General features: G+C 35.9%; 22 protein-coding genes and 1 riboswitch. Of the genes, 13 read left to right on the top strand and 9 right to left on the bottom strand.

Translation table 11 applies throughout. The features are described from left to right. Window positions 1-85 precede the first annotated feature (85 nt). From V6255_RS10385 to V6255_RS10370, 4 genes are all read left to right on the top strand, one after another. Entirely contained in the window at window positions 86-493 is a 408-nt protein-coding gene (locus V6255_RS10385; RefSeq protein ID WP_341628091.1) for a hypothetical protein, read from the top strand. Between the two features lie 45 nt (window positions 494-538). Next, on the top strand, window positions 539-1,297 hold the full coding sequence (locus V6255_RS10380) for a hypothetical protein (protein ID WP_341628090.1): 759 nt from the start codon (window positions 539-541) through the stop codon (window positions 1,295-1,297). Between the two features lie 176 nt (window positions 1,298-1,473). Beyond that, on the top strand, window positions 1,474-1,944 hold the full coding sequence (locus V6255_RS10375) for a nuclear transport factor 2 family protein (protein WP_341628089.1): 471 nt from the start codon (window positions 1,474-1,476) through the stop codon (window positions 1,942-1,944). A gap of 524 nt (window positions 1,945-2,468) precedes the next feature. Then, window positions 2,469-3,305: a mechanosensitive ion channel family protein gene (locus V6255_RS10370; RefSeq protein ID WP_341628088.1), complete on the top strand. Its 837-nt coding sequence runs from the start codon at window positions 2,469-2,471 to the stop codon at window positions 3,303-3,305. A gap of 236 nt (window positions 3,306-3,541) precedes the next feature. Here the strand turns inward: V6255_RS10370 and V6255_RS10365 are convergent, their stop codons facing one another. The 7 genes from V6255_RS10365 to V6255_RS10335 form a co-directional block, all read right to left on the bottom strand. Continuing rightward, entirely contained in the window at window positions 3,542-4,021 is a 480-nt protein-coding gene (locus tag V6255_RS10365) for a DoxX family protein (RefSeq protein ID WP_341628087.1), read from the bottom strand. After that, window positions 4,018-4,803, bottom strand: coding sequence for a DNA-binding domain-containing protein (locus V6255_RS10360; RefSeq protein WP_341628086.1), 786 nt, complete (start codon window positions 4,801-4,803; stop codon window positions 4,018-4,020). The genes V6255_RS10365 and V6255_RS10360 overlap by 4 nt, the downstream gene beginning before the upstream one ends. Continuing rightward, window positions 4,800-5,717, bottom strand: coding sequence for a DUF692 domain-containing protein (locus V6255_RS10355; protein ID WP_341628085.1), 918 nt, complete (start codon window positions 5,715-5,717; stop codon window positions 4,800-4,802). The genes V6255_RS10360 and V6255_RS10355 overlap by 4 nt, the downstream gene beginning before the upstream one ends. Before the next feature lie 13 nt (window positions 5,718-5,730). Beyond that, entirely contained in the window at window positions 5,731-6,003 is a 273-nt protein-coding gene (locus V6255_RS10350) for a DUF2282 domain-containing protein (protein WP_341628084.1), read from the bottom strand. A gap of 319 nt (window positions 6,004-6,322) precedes the next feature. Continuing rightward, a complete protein-coding gene (locus V6255_RS10345; RefSeq protein WP_341628083.1) occupies window positions 6,323-6,598 on the bottom strand; it encodes a DUF2282 domain-containing protein in 276 nt (91 codons plus the stop codon). Window positions 6,599-6,634: 36 nt separating this feature from the next. After that, the gene (locus V6255_RS10340; protein WP_341628082.1) at window positions 6,635-6,949 is read right to left on the bottom strand and encodes a thioredoxin family protein; all 315 of its coding nucleotides are present in this window, start codon (window positions 6,947-6,949) and stop codon (window positions 6,635-6,637) included. Window positions 6,950-7,062: 113 nt separating this feature from the next. Continuing rightward, window positions 7,063-7,548 carry a YHS domain-containing (seleno)protein gene (locus V6255_RS10335; RefSeq protein ID WP_341628081.1) on the bottom strand — a complete coding sequence of 162 codons (486 nt, stop codon included), beginning with the start codon at window positions 7,546-7,548 and terminating at the stop codon, window positions 7,063-7,065. 156 nt (window positions 7,549-7,704) lie between these two features. Here V6255_RS10335 and V6255_RS10330 point away from each other — a divergent pair, with 156 nt between their 5' ends. After that, the gene (locus tag V6255_RS10330) at window positions 7,705-8,526 is read left to right on the top strand and encodes an AraC family transcriptional regulator (RefSeq protein ID WP_341628080.1); all 822 of its coding nucleotides are present in this window, start codon (window positions 7,705-7,707) and stop codon (window positions 8,524-8,526) included. 583 nt (window positions 8,527-9,109) lie between these two features. Next, window positions 9,110-10,285, top strand: coding sequence for a hypothetical protein (locus V6255_RS10325; protein WP_341628079.1), 1,176 nt, complete (start codon window positions 9,110-9,112; stop codon window positions 10,283-10,285). 374 nt (window positions 10,286-10,659) lie between these two features. Here V6255_RS10325 and V6255_RS10320 read toward each other — a convergent pair whose 3' ends face one another. Next, window positions 10,660-11,610, bottom strand: a complete 951-nt coding sequence (locus V6255_RS10320; protein WP_341628078.1) for a 5'-nucleotidase — start codon at window positions 11,608-11,610, stop codon at window positions 10,660-10,662. Window positions 11,611-11,634: 24 nt separating this feature from the next. Further along, complete coding sequence (locus tag V6255_RS10315; protein ID WP_341628077.1) at window positions 11,635-12,099, bottom strand: HAD family hydrolase; 465 nt, start codon at window positions 12,097-12,099, stop codon at window positions 11,635-11,637. 660 nt (window positions 12,100-12,759) lie between these two features. Continuing rightward, window positions 12,760-12,913: riboswitch (cobalamin riboswitch) on the top strand. A gap of 192 nt (window positions 12,914-13,105) precedes the next feature. Between V6255_RS10315 and V6255_RS10310 the strand changes: the two genes are divergently transcribed. The 7 genes from V6255_RS10310 to V6255_RS10280 all read left to right on the top strand — a co-directional run bounded on the left by V6255_RS10310 (window position 13,106) and on the right by V6255_RS10280 (window position 20,365). After that, window positions 13,106-13,894 (top strand): DUF4198 domain-containing protein, encoded by a 789-nt coding sequence (locus tag V6255_RS10310; RefSeq protein WP_341628076.1) that lies wholly within the window; start codon window positions 13,106-13,108, stop codon window positions 13,892-13,894. A 176-nt stretch (window positions 13,895-14,070) separates the two neighbouring features. Continuing rightward, the gene (gene cbiM, locus V6255_RS10305; RefSeq protein WP_025565674.1) at window positions 14,071-14,679 is read left to right on the top strand and encodes a cobalt transporter CbiM; all 609 of its coding nucleotides are present in this window, start codon (window positions 14,071-14,073) and stop codon (window positions 14,677-14,679) included. Next, window positions 14,679-15,380, top strand: a complete 702-nt coding sequence (locus V6255_RS10300) for a hypothetical protein (RefSeq protein ID WP_341628075.1) — start codon at window positions 14,679-14,681, stop codon at window positions 15,378-15,380. Before cbiM ends, V6255_RS10300 begins: the two co-directional genes overlap by 1 nt. Beyond that, on the top strand, window positions 15,380-16,174 hold the full coding sequence (cbiQ, locus tag V6255_RS10295) for a cobalt ECF transporter T component CbiQ (protein ID WP_341628074.1): 795 nt from the start codon (window positions 15,380-15,382) through the stop codon (window positions 16,172-16,174). The genes V6255_RS10300 and cbiQ overlap by 1 nt, the downstream gene beginning before the upstream one ends. After that, window positions 16,158-16,868 (top strand): ABC transporter ATP-binding protein, encoded by a 711-nt coding sequence (locus V6255_RS10290; protein ID WP_341628073.1) that lies wholly within the window; start codon window positions 16,158-16,160, stop codon window positions 16,866-16,868. Before cbiQ ends, V6255_RS10290 begins: the two co-directional genes overlap by 17 nt. 22 nt (window positions 16,869-16,890) lie before the next feature. Beyond that, window positions 16,891-18,756 (top strand): AAA family ATPase, encoded by a 1,866-nt coding sequence (locus tag V6255_RS10285; protein ID WP_341628072.1) that lies wholly within the window; start codon window positions 16,891-16,893, stop codon window positions 18,754-18,756. A 118-nt stretch (window positions 18,757-18,874) separates the two neighbouring features. Continuing rightward, window positions 18,875-20,365 (top strand): cobyrinate a,c-diamide synthase, encoded by a 1,491-nt coding sequence (locus V6255_RS10280; protein ID WP_341628071.1) that lies wholly within the window; start codon window positions 18,875-18,877, stop codon window positions 20,363-20,365. Window positions 20,366-20,371 lie beyond the last annotated feature (6 nt).

Genomic DNA, 20,371 nt, shown 5'->3' with positions numbered 1-20,371 from the left:
TTATCTTCATTTATCTCTATCATCTTAATCAATTCTATTTATTTGGTTTTTCGATATTAATAGCGTCTTTAAAGGAATTTACGAAATGAAAATAATTATTCCTGCTATCTGTTTAATAATGGTTTCAATGTCGGCTCAAGCTGATTGGAAGGAGTCATTGTCAACAGGTTGGAGTTCAGTTAAAAATAGCAGTTCAGAGCTTTATACTGATCTCACTGGAGAGGAGGGTGAGGTGACACAAGCATTATCAACACTGTCAGCCGCTAGACAAAAGTCGATATTGTCATGGGATAAAATGGAAGACCGATTCGCTGATATTATCGAAGTAAAAGGGGAGAAAGACCAAGCGCCAAAAAGTGCATTTTTCAAAAAGGATAAAGCGAGTTATCAAGAAGACATTGATGCGTTGTTAGGTGATGTTTATGGTATTTTAAATGATAATATTGTGAAAGAGGCGAGTAATAGTATTGCACAAATTGACTCGACTATTTGAGCACTTCAAAAGAAGGCATCTCAACAAAAATCAAAGTCGGTTATCTTGATTGGCGAAGATAAAAGAGAGGCATTAAAGAAACAACAACAATACGAAGATGATATCGCTGAATACCAACACAATCGTGAGAAGATGATTGAAGCAGTACAAGTAAGACTTGATGAGTTTGGTACTGAACTTTCATTTGAACAAGTTGAAGCATTATTAGTACGTGTTAATGCTGATGATATTTTAGCTATGACGACTATTTTTCCGGTGATTGGTGAAATCGCTTCTTCCTTTGCTAAGATCACAGCGACTTCCGGCGAAGATCTTAATAACGCTAAAAAATATTACAGTATGTATGTAGTGTTATTGGAGCTGCAACTTTATATTCAAGAGTGCTATATTACCGATTTAAAATATAAGTATATTCCACGTATTGATGAACTACAGAACAAACAAAACAGCCTAATTAAAACAACTAAAAACGAAATACGTAAAGCACCTTCAAAGCATAAAAAGGCTTATTCTTTAAATTTAAAAAGTCAGAATACAACCTTGCAAGCCATTAAATTATATAAAGTGAGTATGCAACAAGATTTAAGTAATATGTCTAAGGCTCACAGCCTGTTAGTGGAAGATTATACTTTAGCGGTTAACACCTTAAATACGGTTACTATGTCTTCTCAAGTCAGTAATCTGATAACGAACAGTAGTCAATTATTCGATACAATAATGGCTTTACAAGCGCCAGAGTTAGTACCATTTAATAATATTCAAATGCAAAAAGAATTCTCGGCTTTGACTGATAAAATTAAATAAGTGTTTAAATGTTAATGATCAACATGTTCTACTGTTATTCATTAACTTAATTTTTAAATCTATATTCGCTGTAATCGCTTAGTTAATCATTTTAGCTAGTATTTAATTAGCCTGTTCAATTATTTAACTAATCAATTACTCAACTATTAAATCTAAGTAACTTAGGAGAAGCAACAATGAAAACTGCACGTCCACCTTTACCACCTTTTAATTTAGAAAGTGCAATATTAAAAGTAAGATCCGCTGAGAATGGTTGGAATAATAAAAACCCTGAAGCAGTTTCTCTCGCTTATAGTCCAGATAGTGAATGGCGAAATCGTTCTAATTTCATTAATGGTCGGACTGAGATCGTTGATTTCTTAACTAATAAATGGCAAAACGAATTAGATTACAAATTAGTGAAAGAGCTTTGGGCTTTTACTGGAAACCGTATTGCAGTGAGATTTGCTTATGAATATCGTAATGCTGAAAATCAATGGTTCCGTGCTTATGGCAATGAAAATTGGGAATTTGATGAGTTAGGATTAATGCAAAAGCGTTTTGCATGTATTAACGATTTAGCGATCGATGAAAAAGATCGATTGTTTACTTGGGAAGGGAATAGTAGACCTGATGATTTTCCAAGTTTATCTGATTTAGGCTTGTAAGTTTCGCTTTTTATTTAAGGTTTACAGCATTTTTTATTGTTCGTTAAGCCTTACTTAAACCGTATTTTTATTTTTTAATCGGAGTCATCTTTTTAAAAGCACTATTTGCTTAAAGCACTTACCTACTTAAAAAATAGCTGGCTACTTAAAATAGTTATCTACTTAAAAGCGTTGCCTACTAAAGAGCCAGAGAATAACGGTATACTTGTATTTATAACTTCCTTGAGTTTTGTTATTTTGAACTCTATTAATAAACTAAACATAGCGCTTAATCATCGAACTTAATGATATTTTTAGGCTTACACTTCTTAACTTCTGCTAATGATAATAATCAACTATTCATGTTTAACACTAATATAAAACCTTCCTGTCAGCTTTTCTTGTTGAAAAATAATACAGTTCTTTAGAATAAGAGTGATCTTCCCCTGAGAAAGAGTGGATCTAAATAGGTACTTTATATTAGCCCTTATATAATACAAATTGTGGTATGTGCCATAAATTTGATCATTATAAAAGGAAGTTAAATGAGTACTCTAGATGTCTCAACGACACAGATTGAAAAATTATCAACAAAAGCGTATGAATTGGGAATTGAATACGCACCTAAATTAGCGCTAGCAATAGTGACATTATTAATCGGTTTATGGGTCATTAGTATGATTTGTAAAGTGATTCGATTATCAATGGAACATTCCAAAGTAGACCCTACCTTAATTCCCTTCATGACCAGCTTAGCTTCATGGATATTGAAAGTCTTACTATTTATTTCAGTGGCTTCAATGATCGGTATAGCAACAACATCATTTGTGGCTGTATTAGGTGCTGCAGGCTTAGCGATTGGTTTAGCACTGCAAGGCAGCTTGGCTAACTTTGCTGGTGGCGTGCTTATCATGGTATTTAAACCGTACAAAGTAGGTGACTTAATCGAGTCTCAAGGACATTTAGGTGTTGTTAAAGAGGTACAAATTTTTAATACTATTTTAATTGCCCCACAATCTAAGCGCGTTATTATTCCTAACGGTGCAACATCTAATGATTCAATCACCAACTATACAGTTGAAGGAAAGATTCGTGTAGATTTGACCATTGGTGTTTCATACAATGCAGACATTGACCAAACCAAAGCCGTGTTAATGGATGTGTTACTTGCAAACGATAAAGTAATGCAAACACCTGCTCCTTTTGTTGGTGTTTTAGAGATGGGTGACAGCTCTGTTAACTTTGCGGTTAGACCACATTGCGATCCAAAAGATTATTGGGATGTATTTTTTAGTGTTAATGAAGAACTAAAGAAAGCGCTTGATAGAAATGCGATTAGCATTCCGTTCCCACAACGTGATGTACATTTAATTCAAGCTTAAGAATCATATAAGCTTAAAAATGATAACGATGATTGTAGGTTATTGATAATGCTTTCATAAATGATTTTTTGAGCTAACGGTTACTCTATTAAAAAGGCGCTAATATCTAGGTATTAACGCCTTTTTTATGACTTGCACTTTGAATAGTCTTTATCGGAAGTGACTATTATTTATTGCTTATTGCTTATTGCTTATTGCTTATGATTTGTTTTCTAGTTTTGACTACTTAGCGCTTATTACTTTTTATTAAATACGCTTTTAATAAAGCGGTCTATAGTAAGAAAGCCACCACTAAAGATAACAACTTGTGCTAATAATACACCCCATAGAACATGTTCAGCATAAGCAACCGGTGCAATATCTTCTAAGCTAATCACTGCAATAATATTAACAAAAAACAATCCTAAAGCAGCAAAACGAGTGGTTAATCCAAATATTAATAATACGGGTAGTACAAGTTCACCGATAGTCCCTAGATAAGCAGCTAATTCAAAAGGCAACACTGGTACTTGATATTCGTATTCAAACAAAAGAAGAGTGCTTTCCCAGTCTCGTAATTTGGTAAGGCCAGAAGCAAAAAATGCCCAACCAACATATACACGAGCAGCTAATAAAGTCAGTGGCTGTAATAGGTTTACTTTTTCAGCAATATATAAATATAGGTTACCAATTGATGAAAATAATGATTTTTTTGATTCAGAAGTATAAGTATTCATAGTGAGTTCTCTTTAAAGTGTAAAATTAAATTTTGTTCTATTGCTGCTACTAACCATTCTTCAAATGAAAAATTATCATAATGGCTGACTGTATCCAGTGATTCTGCTAATGACTTCTTTGCCTTTAAACAAAACATAAACTCAGCTTCGCTATCAGTTAATGTTGTTACTTTAGGTTGAAATTCAGGCCTGGATACCATGACTGTGTGTTCTTTGGGTTTTGTGTTTAGTGCTACCTTTGCTTGCTCCATTGCCATTTTTCGTTGTTGTTGATCTGGATGGTGGTGCGCATCAAAAATCTCACTAATAGGTGACGTTGTTTTTATCAAGGCGACATTGTTATTTAATGTAATGTTGATATCTTCAGGTTCGGCACTCGCCAATAATGCTAATGATGTATAATCAAGTGTTTGGTCTTGGCCATTTAATGCTTTATGTATATGCCAATCGAGAGCTGCACAATCAGGTAAATAAGAGTATTCATGCGCTATTTTATTGGCTGCAATAAAGTGTGAGAAGTCATCACCCCATTGTGCCCAATCACCTTGGTTTGGTGGACACTGCTTTAAAAATCCTTGCACTAAATTTTCGTTAACATCACTATCTAATAACTGTGAAATAGTAGGAAAAGTAATGCTTAAAGCGCGCTGTGCATTGGCTAATAGATTACGTCGATAGATATCAATTCCACGCGCATCAAAACCACTCTTTTCTAATTCTTGAGCGAATGATTTAGGATCGTTATTCCAAATTAGCGCTAACAAATGTTGTTGCTGAATCATTGGTAATCCTTAGTGAGTAATGCTTCATTTACTATTTTATTGTTTAAATTTTTTGTATCAAATAAGGTATTAGCGATATGGCGTGCTTTATCTGCTTCACCTATTAAGATTGACCACTCTGGTAAATCATTGTCCCATTCAATTAACGTAGGGATTGGTCCAAAGCGTTGTAATGCTTGTTCATAACCTTGCCAAACTTGGTCTGAAACAGGACGAGCGTGATCATCGACAACTAACTCACCTGGCAACGCGGTAGTACAACCAGCAAGATGAATTTGAGCAACACTATTGATGGGTAAGATATTAATGTAATCATTAACTGACTGTTTAATATTACCACCTTCAAAGTTCATGCTATTGACCGCTATATTATTAATATCTAACAATATTTTTGAGTCTGTACGTCGGCTAAGCTCTGCTAAGAATTCAACTTCAGATAGATAACTCTGATCAAACTTTATATAAGCTGATACATTTTCAATAATTAACTGTCTGCCCAACCTTGATTGTACTTTATCAACCTGTTCACACATGCGATCTAAACTTGCATTTGTGTGAGCAATTGGTAATAAATCACCACTATGTATTAACTGTCCTTGCTGTTGACCCCATGTAAAACAGGCATGTTCAGACATTAAGAACGGATCAATGTTGCGTGCTAAGTTGGTTAATCGATCTAAATAATGATGAGGAATATCTTGCTCAGAACCTAAACCCATTGATGTTGAGTGCAAACTAACAGGGTATTTTTCGCGAACTTGTTTAAGTACTGATTGTGCAGCACCACCTTCACCAAAAAAATTCTCAGAATGCACTTCTACAAAATCAACTTGTTTAGGTTGAGTCAATACATCAGTAAAATGTGGGTGTCGTAAACCAACACCAATTAAAATATCTTTACTTTTTACTGACATATTATTTTACCTATTAGCTAGCTTTGTATGCTGCTTTAGCTTCTGACTTTGATAAACCACCTAGCGATGAACAAGTGCCTTTTTCAACTAGTTTCCATTCACCTTTATCGTTATCAAGCGTTGATTGGCCTGCACATGAATGTGTACCCGCTAAATTTGCACAGTCATTTTGACCTGCCGCTGCGACGCCGTAACATTTTTCTTTACTTGCTGCTTGTGCTGGAGCTGAAACACCTGCTGCGATGACGGCTGCTAATGCTGCACTTGCTAATAATTTATTACTCATAAAAAGATCCTTTTATTGATAAAACTAAATGTATTGTGTTAATTATTACATCATCTGAGTGGAGGAATTCCTCTAACACATTGAGTAATAACTGATTATTATTTGCTAAAACAGTGTCAATATACTGCCTATACCATTATTCGTTAAAATATTTTATTTTCAATTAAATCGGTATGGCTAGAAGACACACCAACACGTTGAAAAATTTCATAATAATTATTTATAAAGCTAATATTTGTTTGTTTTAGAAAATAGTGTGAGCTTGATCTAAAAGTAATAACAATGTTGAAATTATCACTTTTAGACATAAGTGTTTTTTCTATGAGTTTGCTTTGTATGCTGCTTTAGCTTCTGATTTTGATAAGCCGCCTAGTGTTGAACAGGTGCCTTTTTCTACTAATTTCCATTCACCTTTATCATTATCAAGTGTTGATTGACCTGCACAAGAATGTGTACCAGCTAAGTTTGCACAATCATTTTGACCTGCCGCTGCGACGCCATAACATTTTTCTTTACTTGCTGCTTGTGCCGGAGCTGAAATACCTGCTGCGATAACGGCTGCTAATGCTGCACTTGCTAATAGTTTATTACTCATAGGAAAATCCTCTCATTGATAAAAATAAATTGAAAATTAAATGTACTGTTCTATCCATTGCATTAATTGAATAGGAGGGATTCCACCTATTTGTTGTGCAACAATTTCGTTATTTTTTACTAACAGTAGTGTCGGAACACTACGAATGCCATAATCTATAGCATCATTTTGCGATGTATCAACATCAACCTTAATAATGTTAAGGCGTTCACGCATTGCGTTGGATACATTTTCAATAACAGGTGTCATTGATTGGCAAGGTCCGCACCATGAAGCACTAAAAAACAATAATGAGTGTTCATGCTCTGATAATAAGGTATCTAGGTTATCGGTAGAGGTTAGTTTCTTCATGGTTAACATCTCGCTTATTTATTATTAACACTAAAGAGGTATTTGGCAATGTTTGTGCTCTTAAATTAAGATGTACATTGCATATCAACCGAATACGCTCTTTAGAATGGGTCTTAATCGTTTATTTCTTCTATTTGTGCCGTTGTAAGGCCTTTAATAGTTGTCCAGTTACCTTGTGATTGTTTAAGGTATCCAGGTACATCTGTTAACCATTTCTTTTGAACATCTTTGTTAAGGTTTAAATATAATTTGTCACCTTTGATGTGCCATGCTGTTGGGTCAGTATCAAATTTTTGGTTTAAAGCAACACCAAATGCACAGAAACCACCATATTGAGGTGCATATTTAGCTGGATCTTCTTTAAATAAGTCACGGTTATCTGCGCTTGCGAAGTGATAAACAGCGCCGTTATAAGCTGCTGTATATTTATCTGAACCTTTAGTAGGTGTTCCTTCAGTAAAATATGAAACAGTATCGTAACCTTTAATTGCTAGATCATTATCGTTTGCATTAACTTCAATATTAGCGGCAAATGCAAAGCTACTTGCTAACAGTGCCGTACTTACTAGTGTTGATTTGATTAATGATGAAAGTTTCATTGTGTATCTCCATATTGAATAAATTATTAATATTTAATTTAAGTTAGGACTCACCCTTGGCTTGGTTGATAATATAAGGCTTTCAATATTTCAAAAGGGATGACATAGTCCTTATATTGAACCCAATCGTCCAAAACAGTCATGAAGAGAGTCAAAATGGATCAACTTTCAATTATATTGAAGCGATTTTCGATGAACACGGAAGTCTTTTTTAGTGGTAATTTATGCGGTATTAGCCATTTCGATAAACAACCTAACCAAGGTCATCTACATCTTTTACAAAGTGGTGAGTTAACATTAATTGATGAGCTGGGCGTGTCGCAGGTGTTTAATGAACCGACAGTATTGTTTGTGCCTTTACCGCATACCCACCGTATTATTGGTAGTGACGATAACCCGCCGAAATTGGTTTGTGCTAATGTAATGTACGATGAAACGACCTCTAATCCTATTGCTGAAGCCTTACCTAGCTTACTTTCTTTTAATTTCAATGATTGTCCAAAAATAAAGCAAACTTCATTGCTGTTATTTGAAGAAGCTTTTAACGATCGATGTGGTCGAACACCAATGATTAACTCATTAACCGATATCTTTATCATTTATATCTTGAGACATGTTTTAAGTAATAAAATCATGGAATATGGTTTATTAGCAGGATTAGCTCACCCACAATTATCTAAAGTAATATTAGCGATTCAAGATGCGCCCGAGCAAGCTTGGGGATTGCAAGAAATGGCTGAGCTTGCATTAATGTCTCGCTCTAAGTTCTCTGAATTATTTAAACGAGTTATTGGCCAAAGCCCTGGAGATTATGTGATTGATTGGCGTATTGTTGTTGCTAAAAGTCTATTAAAACAAAAAAAATCTGTCGCGTTAGTTGCGAATGCTGTTGGATATGAAAATGGTTCAGCTTTAGCTAGAGTATTCCGAAAGAAATTAGGTATTTCACCTAAAGAATGGTTGGAATTAAATAATTAATAATGTTAATTACTTATATGACCGCTGTCGTTCAAGGTGCTTTGTTCAGACGTTAGTTTAGACTCCAAATTAAGGCTCGACATGATGACAATAGCTAGTACTTATCGAAGGTGGTAACGCAGAGTTAGTTTTCAAGTTAACGACTCAGAGGGCAAGTGGTGAAGTAAAAACCTTCGTTGTTCAAAGTATCGGTTTAACTCGTTAGAGCTTCCTCTTGCTGCCTAGAAGCTGTTTACTTCATTGCTTGCTGAATGTTGTACCTTGAATAGTAATGGGTACATATAAAAGCACTTAACGGAAAAATTAATTACTACTTATATGTTTGAGATTCTACATAGTAAATTGAATATGATAGTTATTTTTTATTAACAAGGCTTTACAGGGGCTTTTTAATATTCTACTTTGAATATAGGTCTACTTTGAGTATAGTTTTACTTTTATATAATGTAATATATTGTGAAATAAGTGTTGTAATGTAGACAACCTTTTTTATAGCGCGTTAAAGTTCATATGGACATTAATTTAGAATACTTCTGCTTAATTATTTAACCCTGTTAGGCAGCTCATTTATAATGGAGAAAAAGTGAGATACTGTAAGCTTACAATTGGTTTGTTATTTTCATTTGCAGCTAACCTATCTGCTTTAGAGTTGGTTACGCCGTCTGAAGAGTCTGCCATAGAGCAAATAAATCAAGAATATGACATTAATAGTCTATTGATATCCTCTAATAATAAACTAGGCCGCTATAACAAAAATGAATTTGAATATAGAGCGTTAGGTTTAGAGATTGAAAATAGTAAAAATAATTATCAGAAAAGCCTTAACGTGCTAAGTGAAAAAGTGGTTGCAAAGGATAATGTAGAACAATTCTTTAAAGACTTAGAAGCGCTTGTTTTAAAAATAGATGCTCTGGAAAAAGATTATGAAAATAAAGGGCTTGAGTTAAAAGAAGAACATAAATCTATTTTAAATGATGGCCAAAAACTGAAAGATACACGTATAAAAAGAAGTACTGAATTAGCTGCGTTAAAACAAAAAGTGGTAGGACGTTTAACATCTGAACTAGCCGATCCTAAAAGTGTGAAAAATGTTTCATTAAGTGGCACTGCTGTTTGTACTAAATTTCAATCTATTAATGAATGTTTGAATGAAAATGAAAGTCAGATCATCAAAAATGCTAAGCAATCAGATGACTTTTTAAATGAACGAAGTGTTTTATTGTCATATAAAATAGTTGATGCGAGTCAAAATTTGGACGGTGAATTGTCTTATCGTGCTGCTATTTCATTTAAACCATCTTACAATTCTAAAATTGAATCTATTTTAAATGAAAAATTTGGACTTAAGTCTGCTGTCTTAACTTTAAAAAGTAATGTCAAAGTAGATTGGTACATTGATGGTAATAAAGTCGGTAGTGGCAAAGAAATTACACATGAAGTCTCACTGGGGCGACATGGTATATTGGCTTCTTATAATTCTATTGGTCAATCAACTATTGAGATGATTGAAAGTAATGGTGAGTTTTTCTATACTTTTTCAGAAAAAACTAAAAAAAATCAAGCCAATAAAGCAGTCTCGACACAAAATAAATTAGCTAAAACTAACTATCCTAATGTGTCATTGACAGAGCCCCATAGTCAAACTAATAAACCTGTTATCAAATTGAAACCAAGTGATACTCCTGCAAGTAAAAAAGAGAAAGGTTATTTATATTACATCGGACTTGAGCCGAAAGATGAATTACAAGAAACTTTTTAATCGAGTTATATGATTGAAAGTAAGTGATTATTAAAAAGTAACGTCAATGTGATGTTACTTTTTTTTATCAATTGGTAGCTAAATAATAAATGACTTACTTTCACTTTGAATCCATTGAAAGACCCCAACAGATATCTTTATCTAATGGAGGTGAGTATATAGAAACATATACACAAAGTAGTTATGATATCTGGAAATAGTCGTTTTTTTGTAGATGAGTATTAGTGCCAAAGTAAATTATAAAATGATCATTATATTTATAATAGATTAAGTTATTAAAACTTGGCCATTATTCTTAAATAGCTTCCACAAGTAGAAGTGTATTAATCACCTTTTTGATTACTGCTATGGCGATGACCAAGTTGTTTAATAACTTATTCCGTTGGTTCCACAATATTCTTAATACCAAAAGGAATGTGTACGGAAGGAGCAACTTTACTGGTTGAACTTAAATGTCCTGACTGGTCATCGAAAAAGATATGTGGCTTTAATACGCCTAATACCAATCCTTTATCAACACCGCCTAAGAAGAAAGCATCGTTTGCCATGACTCCCCATTTTTTTAACGTGTTTAATGCACGTTCATGAGAGGGGGCATTTCTCGCCGTAACAATAGACACGCGTAATCTATTTTTATATTGAGTATCTATTTTCTTTTTATTTTCTTCTCGTAGTTGAATAGCTGATATTTTAACTAAAAATTCTTTTAATGGCCCTGGTGTATGGGGTTGTAATATGTTCTTGGTTTCATGATTGTGAAATTGTTTTAAATCATTGGTGTTATGCATCACCGTTTCAGATTCGTCATCAGCTAGTACGCCATCAAAGTCAAAGGCAAGTCTTAAATCATCATCGTCTTCTTCATCAATAATGGTTGAACTTAAAACATGGCCAGCAGGGTAGCCACGTTTAATTGCTTCTCTTACATCTGATAAGTTACCTGAAAGAAAAAGTGAAATGCTCAAGGCTGGAATATATTCATAAGGTGATTTACCTTGCATGAAAATCGCTCTAGAGATTTGTAAATGATGATGCTCTATCGATTTCATTACACGAAGCCCAGTATCAGGGTCATTGCGAGACAATAAGACCACTTCAACTAAAGGATCATCACTTGGATCATCACTTAAATCATTTAACGAAAGTAATCGTTTAATAAAAGAGAAAGCAACGCCTTTGTTAAGTGGCTTTTTAATGTTTTTAGCTTGGTATTTTCTATACTCAGCTTCACCTTTGCTTTTAAATACTTGATCTGATTCTGTTAGGTCAAATACCGCACTCGAGGCAACACCAATGACTAAACGTTTTCCTAATTCATAGGACATATTTTTACCTCTTATATTGTAAGTTTAAGTGAGCTCACTCAATCTTTTAATGGTACGTATATTATCAGGTGCTATTTGAACACTATTTGGTGTGAACCAGATAGGCGTGATACCGACAGATATTGCTGGTTCAATGTCTTTTACAAAAGAATCACCGACCATTGTTATATTGGTTACAGGAATTGCTAACGTTGAAATAATAGCATTAAGAAATGCCGCAGTTCCTTTCTCTAATCTTATATTTTCTTTGCAAAAATAACCTGATATATATTGGCTTAGCTCGACACGTTCAAAGGCTGATTTAATTTCCTGTTCAGTTGAATCTGCAGCACCTGTCGCTATATAAATTTTCGCTTTTCTGGATAAAACCGCTAATGTTTCTTTTGCACCGGCGATCGCTTCCACTGTTTCCCATTCACACATTTTTCCTGTGTTTTGAGGGAAATCAACCATTAACGTATCACCCCAATCAAACAGATAGACATTCATTACAACCGTTCCTTTTAGTAAGTGTTTAATGCTGAGTATTTAAAGTTACATCCGTTAATGTAAAGCAGTGAATGTTGAATAGAAGTCATTAATATGGACAGCTAATATAGGTACTAGTATAAGTACTAGTATAGGTCATAACATTAAACGCTAGGGATTAAGTTTAAGCTTAAACTTATAAAAGTATAATAGTTATTTACAGGCTTATTCATATAGATACTGTTCACTATCTTCTAGTTGTCGTTCCTATATGTGGTTCTTGAAGCGCAAAGTAATCGTCATCACTAATATGAACGAAACGATCCTAATAAAGGTTATTGTTTCACTGCTTGTTGAATTTTGCACCTTGAATGGTAACGGAGATATCTGGCACCGTTATATTAAGGTGTTCAATTTTAGCCATAATAGCCCTTATCTTTATTCGCTATGATGGATGAAGATTTTTTACATTTAACTTTATAGGAAATGTAAAATTTAGCCTTTAAATCAATGGCTTAAATAGATATTAGTATTGAAAATACAGTTAAGTTAAAAACCTCCCTCAGTCTCCTCTATAAATAACCGTTTAGCTTAAGATAAAGCCTGTAAAAATAACCTCATAAAAGAGGCTTTATATTGACTGTTTAACCCGTAACACGCTATTGTTCAGCTTCCTTTGGATATAGCATTAAAGCTATGCATTGATGACTTATAAAAAATAAGATATCAATGTTTGGGAACTTGGTTAAATGCCAAGGCTGCCCCCGCAACGGTAAAGCAAGTCGAATTGATTCTCTTGTTAAGCCCGGATACCAAACCATAGGATGATACTTGCTCTTTAAGCGAGTACCGTGGTGTTGCGGAGGGCTTCACCGGCTGGTCTTCTTTTATTGATAATGAGTATGTAAATACTCTTAGATAAAAGTAACCATCTCCTCCACAACTTCGCCTGTTCATTACTCAGACGGAGATTTTCCTTTTGCTAAACGTAAAAAATACTAAGTCAACTTCATATTTAAAGTCATTTTTGACTACATTCTTTATTGCTACAAGCTGTATGCTTTCATTTTCAGCGAGTGCACATTTTCAAATGCTTTATACCCCGAACTTATTACATGAAAAAGGCGGTGCAATCACATTGAAAATGCCTTTTACTCATCCTGCCTCGAGTGGACATGTGATGGCGGTTGATAAGCCTCAAGCTTTTTATATGATTAAAAAAAGTAAAAAAACGGATTTAATCGATACTATTTCTGATATTGAGTGGGAAAGCTCGGTTGATAAAGGCCATGCTTATCAAGCTGATGTTAAATTACGAGGATTAGGTGATTACGTGTTTATCGCACAACCTTCCCCTTATTTTGAAGCTGAAGAAGATAGTTATATTCAGCAAATCACCAAAACGATTGTTAATGTTGGCAATCTACCAACAGACTGGAATACAGATTTCGGGTTAAGTGCTGAAATAGTGCCATTAACTAAGCCTTATGCTATTTATGAAGGTGGTATTTTTAGTGCCGTGGTTAAATCAAGAGGCAAGCCAGTACCCTTTGCTGCCATTGAAGTTGAATTCATGAACTATGTGCCAGATATGCAAAAAAATCACTTTGCTAAAGAACCTATCATGACCCCGCCTTCGGAAGTGTTTGTGACACAAACTATCTACGCTGATGCCAACGGTACTTTCCATTTTTCATTATTGAAAGCAGGTCAGTGGGGATTTGCTGCGTTAGGCATAGGCGAAGAGAAAACCTATAAAGGCAAAGCACTTTCACAGGATGCAGTTATTTGGGTACAGGCAACTAAACTGCCATAGTTACTGCCGTAGTTACTGTCGTTTTTTAAGCTGTTGTATTTGGCTTGATTGCTATATTTATCAAGCCAAATTATTTTTTATGATAAAAGTCTATTCTAGAAAGGCTTTGTAAATTATTGAGCTGTTTAGTTTTTTAAATATGTTGAAATGTTAACTAAATAGTAAAAAGGTAAATTATGCATATTGTTGATGGGGCATTATCATCTCCTGTATTGATAACTGGAGCTGTATTAACCGTTATTGGGGTTTTTATTGGCCTTAAAAAAATGGATTATGATCATTTACCATTAGTCGGTGTATTAGCGTCGGTATTTTTCATTGCTTCTTATATCCACTTACCGTTAGGCTTTTCGAGCGTTCATTTAATTATGAATGGCTTATTAGGCATCCTATTGGGTTGGGTTGCCTTTCCTGCTTTATTGGTTGCGTTGTTATTACAGGTTATTTTCTTTGGTTTTGGTGGTTTATTGGTGCTCGGTGTGAATACACTGAATATTGCATTGCCTGCCGTGATTATTTATTACCTTTGTTATAAAGGTATTCGCCATGAAAGTGCTAAAGTCGCTGCTATTTGGGGCGCCATTGGTGGCGCTGGTGCGATTATTATTACCTCATTAATGGTGGCATTCTCCTTAGCATTATCTGGTGAGTCATTTGTATTAGCTGCGAAAGCGGTACTACCTGCGCATATTCCGATTATGATCATCGAAGGTTTTGTTTCTTATGCGGCTGTTTATCTAATCCATACCGTTAAACCTGAATTTATTACTAAGGATGCTCATTAATGAAACAACGTATAGAATTAATGAAAGCGAATGCTTTATATACTGTTCTGTTGTCTCTTTTCTTATCTGTTTCAGGGTTTAGTTCACTTGCTCGTGCACATAATGTAGTGGGGGGCGTTTATGCTGAAGGGGTTACTATTGAAGGTGAAGCTGGCTTTTCAAATGGGTCTATGGCCAATGCAGGTACTGTCGTTAAAGTGTCGGATACCTCGGGAACACCTCTTGGTGAAGCGGTTACTGATGATCAAGGTTACTTTGTTTTTACCGCTAAGAAACGCATTACTCATGTTTTTGAAATTAACATGGGAGCAGGGCATCTCTTAAAAATGCAGTTACCAGTAGAAGAACTGCCAGACAGTTTAGATGATGCAACAGCCACAACGGCAAGCTCTAATTCTGCAGCTTCTACAAACGATATAACACAAACCTCTAATAATAATGGGCAAGTTGAAAATACTAATCAAGCAACGAGTAATCAAGCTGTCATTCAAAAAGAAATTCAAAAACAAATTCAAAACCAAATTACGCCGCTGATGTTAGAAAAAGCGATTGCTAAGCAGATAAAACCATTACGCAGAGAAATTAGTGCATTAAAAGAAAAATCAGGCATGCGCGATATTATCGGCGGTATTGGTTACATCTTTGGTTTATTGGGGTTAGTTGCTTTTTTGCGTGAGCGTAAATTAAAGGCAAAACAATAATGTCACAGGGTCTAGAGCATAGCCTGACATCTTGGTCGGGTCAGGCGTTAAAACATCAAGCATCATGGATTGATGATATTGATGCACGTGTACGTGTTGTTTGTTCTGGACTCTTTGCATTGGTCGTTGTGTCGAGCCAGCATTTTGTACCTGCATTATTAGGTTTGTTATGTGCTTTTTTATTAGTTAAATCTAGCAAGCTTAATATTAAGCGTACTTTACGTCGTGTTGTAGCGATGGATTTGTTTATGCTGATGTTGATTTGTGTACTCCCTTTTACCACGCCTGGCGATCCTATTTTTAGCGTATTTGGGTTGACGGCGAGTTGGCAGGGTTTATTACATGCGCTATTGATAACGGTGAAAGCGAATGCCGTACTATTGGTATTATTTTCTTTAGTTGCGACCATGAGTGCCTCAACCTTAGGTCACGCACTTGCACATCTTAAAGTACCTGATAAATTGGTTCACTTAATGTTGTTTATGGTGCGTTATTTAGATGTGATCAGCCAAGAATATAAAAAGATGCGTCGTGCTATGCAAGCACGTGCATTTGTATTACGCACCAACAGACATACTTGGAAGAGCATCGGCTATCTATTTGGTATGTTACTCATTCGCTCAGTAGAACGAGCCGAACGTATTTCAGATGCAATGAAGTGTCGTGGTTTTTGTGGTCGTTATTATCTTAATGATGAGATGAAAATAGGGCGTGTAGATGTTGTTTTCGGTGTGGCTTCTTTATGTTTTTTAGTACTGTTAATAGGGCTCAATATTGATGACTTATTCAAATAAACCTATGATTAAAAGTGATACCCCATTAATTGAAATTAATAACCTTAGCTATGCTTACCCGAGACGTGGCAGTGTATTAAAGGATGTTAACTTTGCTTTATACGAAAGCCAACGAGTGGTGATAAACGGTGATAATGGTGCTGGAAAAACAACCTTATTACATCTTATTGTCGGCTTAAAAAAAGCAAAGCAAGGTGACATTATTGGTTTTGGTGAAACCTGTAAAACAGAAAAAGAGTTTAATAAATTACGTGCTAAAGCCGGGCTATTATTTCAAGATCCAGATGACCAATTATTCTGTCCTACGGTGTTAGAAGATGTCATGTTTGGACCGTTAAACTTAGGCTTTACTAAACAACAAGCCATTGAGAAATCATTACAGACATTGAAAAATTTAGGGATGCAAGGCTTTGAGTCACGTATTACGCATCAACTTTCTGGTGGTGAAAAACGTATGATTACCTTAGCCAGTGTTCTAGTAATGGAACCAAAAGTGTTAATTTTAGACGAACCAACTAACGCGCTGGATGAAAAAGCAAAAACACGTTTAGTCAATGTGTTGCAAGCTTTACCCCAAGCGATGATTATTATTTCTCACGATAAGTTGTTTTCAGATAAATTAGCAACAAGACAACTTAATCTTAAAGATGGTTTGTTAACTGAACAGTTAGCCGCAACGGTAGCAGTAGCTTAGGTTACTGTAATAGAAAATTATTATGAATAAATACGATGAGCAAAAATTCATGAATCAAGCGCAACAAGAAATTATTTTTCCTTTTAGTGCGGTACAAGGTCAACCTTTGTTTAAACTCGCACTATTGCTTGCGACGGTTAATCCTTTAATTGGCGGAGTGTTGATTTCTGGCCCTCGTGGTAGTGCTAAATCGACGTTAGCACGCGCAGTGGCGGATCTTTTACCGGTAACAGAAGGTATGACACCTGAGTTTGTGACCTTGCCTTTGGGGGCGAGCGAAGAAATGTTGATTGGCACCTTGGATTTAGACCACGTATTAAAAGATAAACAAGTTAAGTTTTCACCTGGTTTACTCAAAAAAGCACATACTGGTGTGTTATATGTCGACGAAGTTAATCTTCTCTCCGATCATCTTGTTGATCAGTTACTCGATGTTTCCAGCAGTGGTGTGAATATTGTTGAACGAGACGGTGTTAGCCACCGTCATGATGCTCGTTTTACCTTAATTGGCACAATGAATCCCGATGAAGGTGAATTGCGACCACAACTGAAAGACCGTTTTGGTTTAATGGTGGAATTGGATAATGTTTATAGTATCGAAGAACGTATTCGCATTGTTAAAACACGACAGTCTTTTGAGAAAGATAAAGTCGCTTTTTGTGATAATTACCAAGCGAAGCAAATATTATTACAACAACAAATAAGTGATGCACAGGAATTACTTCCAATCGTGAACTGTGACGATACTTGTTTGGTTGAAATCGCAACGCGTTGTCAGCAAGCTAATGTTGATGGGTTACGTGCTGATATTATGATGCACCGAGCTAGCTTAACGCATGCTGCATGGTGTGGAAGAAAAGAGGTCACTTTTGCTGACATCGAGCAAGTTGCCCCGCTGGTTTTATTACATCGTCAACAAAGTGCTGGTTCGCCGCCTCCGTCAACTTCATCTCAGGCTGGATCATCGCCAGATAAACCATCAGAAAAAAATAATAGCGGTGGTTTTTCACGACCTCAAGCACCTCAACAACATGATTCACAGTCAAAATTAAAGCCTGAACAGCAAAATACTGATCAAAATACTGATCAAGGTAATGAACAAGCTGAAGAATCTTCAGATGAAAAAGGTAATATCGGAGAATGGGGGGCAATGCCACCTCAAGCTGGCGAAAAGCAAAAAACCAATGAAGCTGTAAAAGTAGTACTGCCAAGTTTGCAACATAGCACTCTGAGTAACGCTTTAAATACGACTTTATTGAGTGAAGCCTTTAATAAAAATAATCAGGGTAACACCACCAAAGGCGAGAAAAAATCAACGTTGGAAAGTAATAAACCTGATTGGTTTAACACGCTAACCAATAGTTTAGGGCAGTGGCCTCCTACAAAATTTTCATTTAAAAAGGTCAATACAGGTAAGGAAAAGTTACACCTTATTTTATTGGACACATCTGCTTCTACATTGAGTGATAGTTTGTCATCAATCGCGAAATCAGTCGTAATGAATATTACTGACAAAGCCTACATTCAGCGTGATAAAATCAGTTTATTAGGTTTTGGAAATAATAATGTTGAAACGATTATTAAAGCAGGACGTGCGCCAAAAAAAGTGACCAGTTTATTAGATAATATCAGCGCGCTAGGAGGCACTCCTTTACGGTTGATTTTAGAAAAGGCAGGGCAAAGTATTAAGCAACTTAGTCTGCAATATCCTGGTGTTTCACTTTTTTGTTATTTAATTACTGATGGTCGTAGTCGTGTTGATCTCAACGATTTAAAATTGAATATACCCACATTGTTAATTGATATCGAAAGCGCGCAGATAAAACGTGGTCGTGGCCCAGTATTAGCAAACCAGTTAGATGCACAATATTTTGCGGTTTCACCTTGATTCTTGTTTGCTTAACAAAGTTGAAAGAGCAGCAAGCTAAAACAGAAGTAAGTTAAAACAGAATTAAGTTAAAACAGACATATAACTGGTTAATGTAAATAGAGAGTAGGAAAAGTAGATGACAGAGAAAGCAAGTTGCCCCGCATTATTTTTAGCCGCTCCGGCGTCAGGGCAAGGTAAAACAACCATTACTTCAGCCATTGCTCGTTACTTTACTGAGCAAGGCAAAGTGGTACGTGTTTTTAAAACTGGACCTGATTATCTTGATCCACAAATTCTAGCGCAAGCATCACATGGCCATGTTGAACAGTTAGACATGTGGATGGCAGGCGAGAACTATTGCCAGCAAAAATTGTATGAAGCAGCAAAAGAAGCCGACCTTATTTTAGTCGAAGGTGCGATGGGGTTATTTGATGGTGAACCTTCAAGTGCCGACCTAGCTGCTCGTTTTAATATTCCTGTTGCGATTGTGATGGACGTAAAAGGCATGGCGCAAACCGCAGCCGCCGTTGCTATTGGTTTAGCTAACTTTCGTGATGATTATAGTTGTTATGGTTTAATCGCTAATAATTGCAGCAGTGAACGCCATGCTCAATTAATTAGAGATGCATTGGCTGAACAATTACCGTTATTAGCATGTCTTAAAAAAGATGCCGATATTACCTTGCCTGAGCGTCATTTGGGGTTAGTGCAAGCCAGTGAAGTCTTTGATGAATTAGAAGAAAAATTCACATTGGGTTGTGAGTGGTTAACTGATGGTGTTAAACGTGCGGATGGCAACGACAGTACTGAAAACCTATTACTTACATTACCGCCAAGCGTTGATTTTTATGCCGGAAAAACTGAGAAAGTAGGCAAATTGCTCGAAGGTAAAAAAATTGCTATTGCACGTGACCTGGCTTTTAGTTTCATCTACCAAGCTAACACGCGATTATTAGAAGAGATGGGGGCGACGCTGCATTATTTCTCTCCACTAAAAGACACGCAATTACCAGATGCTGACGCTTTATGGTTACCCGGCGGATACCCAGAATTATATGCACAGCAACTTGCCGCTAATATACAATTACAAACACAAGTTGCTGATTTTTATGAGGCAGGAAAACCGGTGCTCGCTGAGTGTGGAGGTTTTCTCTATTGTTTGAATGAGCTGGTGGATCTTGATAACAAACACCATAAAATGTGTGGTGTGTTAAATGGTCAAGGTAGTATGTCAGGTAAACGTGGTTGTCAGGGCATGCAAAAAGCGATGTTACCGGAAGGTGAAATACACGGACATGCACATCATCGATCTCGTGCGATCATGGAAGTTGATGCAATGGGCTATGGGCAACGTCAACGTCACCCTGCACCCGGTGAAGCTATCTATCGTGATAAGAAATTAACGGCGAGTTACTTACATCTATTTTTTCCGTCTAATCCAACCTTGATTGCTGATTTGTTTATCGGGAAATTACAAGCGGTGGATCAGAAAAAGCTAACAGACTGGCAAAACTACGCAACTTTAGACACTAATAAAGATGCTGAAAGTTCAGCTTCTCCTATCAATGCGTCAAGTGATGCTCCTCAAAAGCAAGCTGTTCATGCCGCTATGCAAGCACAACAGTAGGAAACG

The sequence above is a fragment of the Psychromonas arctica genome (genome assembly GCF_038155225.1).
Taxonomy (GTDB): domain Bacteria; phylum Pseudomonadota; class Gammaproteobacteria; order Enterobacterales; family Psychromonadaceae; genus Psychromonas; species Psychromonas arctica_B.
This window is presented reverse-complemented; position numbering and strand designations above follow the sequence as displayed.